This is a genomic window from Candidatus Pelagibacter communis (genome assembly GCF_001179945.1).
In the GTDB taxonomy this organism is placed as follows: Bacteria; Pseudomonadota; Alphaproteobacteria; order Pelagibacterales; family Pelagibacteraceae; genus Pelagilacustribacter; species Pelagilacustribacter ubique_A.
Map to the genome: position 1 here is coordinate 1 of NZ_CVSG01000065.1, position 1,327 is coordinate 1,327.

2 protein-coding genes are annotated in these 1,327 nt (G+C 30.2%); one reads left to right on the top strand and one right to left on the bottom strand.

Annotated elements, in window-relative coordinates; translation table 11 throughout:
* The coding region (locus tag AMN78_RS01975; RefSeq protein WP_075533928.1) for an amino acid ABC transporter permease at positions 1-502 on the top strand (502 nt) is incomplete at its 5' end.
* Here the strand turns inward: AMN78_RS01975 and AMN78_RS01980 are convergent.
* Positions 488-1,327 (bottom strand): MATE family efflux transporter (locus AMN78_RS01980; protein WP_256997694.1); only part of this gene is annotated, 840 nt, incomplete at its 5' end. The genes AMN78_RS01975 and AMN78_RS01980 overlap by 15 nt on opposite strands.

Sequence of the window (1,327 nt, forward strand, 5' to 3'; positions counted from 1 at the left end):
TTATTTTAACATAACATACGTAGAAATTGTTAGAGCCATCCCTTTATTAGTTTTAATTCTTTGGATTTATTATGGCCTTCCAATCATGATTGGGGTAAGTTTCTCGCCATTCGTATCTGGAATAATAGCTTTGACAATTAGTGAGAGTGCGTTTCAAGCAGAAATTTTTAGAGCGGGAATTAATTCAATTTCAAAAGGTCAACATGAAGTATCAGAATCTTTAGGAATGGATTTCTGGAGAAAGATGAGATTAGTAATTCTTCCGCAAGCGATTAAAGTTGTATTACCAGCCATGGGAAATCAATTTGTTTATGTATTAAAAATGTCCTCTCTAGTATCAATTATAGGTATAGGAGATTTAACAAGAAAAGCTAATGAGTTGGTTACCACCACTTATAGGCCCTTAGAAATTTATACTTTTTTAATTCTAGAATACCTCGTGCTAATCCTAGTAGTATCCTATTTTGTAAGAAAATTAGAGAATAAGCTAGAATACAAATAATTTTTTAAAAGAAATTCTAAAAACTCTTTTTAAAAAGAATGGTACAAAAGTTAATACAACTAATCCCATCATCCAATTTGTTACTAAAATCGTATAGAAAATATCTTGATATTCACCATTTCTAATATTTATGACATACCATAATGACATAAATGGTATTAACGTTAGTCTTAGAATTGTCATGTATAAACTAAAAATTGGTCTTTTCAGTGCCTGAAATAAAGCAGAGGTAATAAAGAAGACGGGATATACGGGCCCAATTAAAGCTGCTACCTGTAAGTAAAGTGCTCCTCTTCGGATTACTTCTAAATCATTAGTAAAAAAAGAGATTATAATTTCTGAAGTTAGATAAACAAATATACCTGCTAATACCATAAATCCTGAACCAAACATCAGAGCTTTTCCATATACTTCTTTTACTCTAAAATACATTTTTGCACCAAAATTTTGACCTGCAATTGATAAAACAGCTGTATTTAAACCTATGACTGGTAACAATAAAACTTGTTCTATTCTTACAGCGGTACCATAACCCGCTGTAGCTAATTCTCCAAATTGACCAACAAAATAGAAAATATTAAATACACCAAACATTATCATCAACATCGTAAACATTATTGGTACCGATTGTTTAAAAAGTGAGCTTAAGTAATCTATTTTTGGTTTGAAGCATTCTGGATAAAGGAATTTTTTTAATTTACAGCAATAGACTTTATTAGCTAAATATATTAACCCAATACACTGAGAAACTAGTGTAGCGATAGCTAAACCAGCGATTCCAAATGCTGGTATAAATCCATAACCAAAAATAAATAATGGATTTAA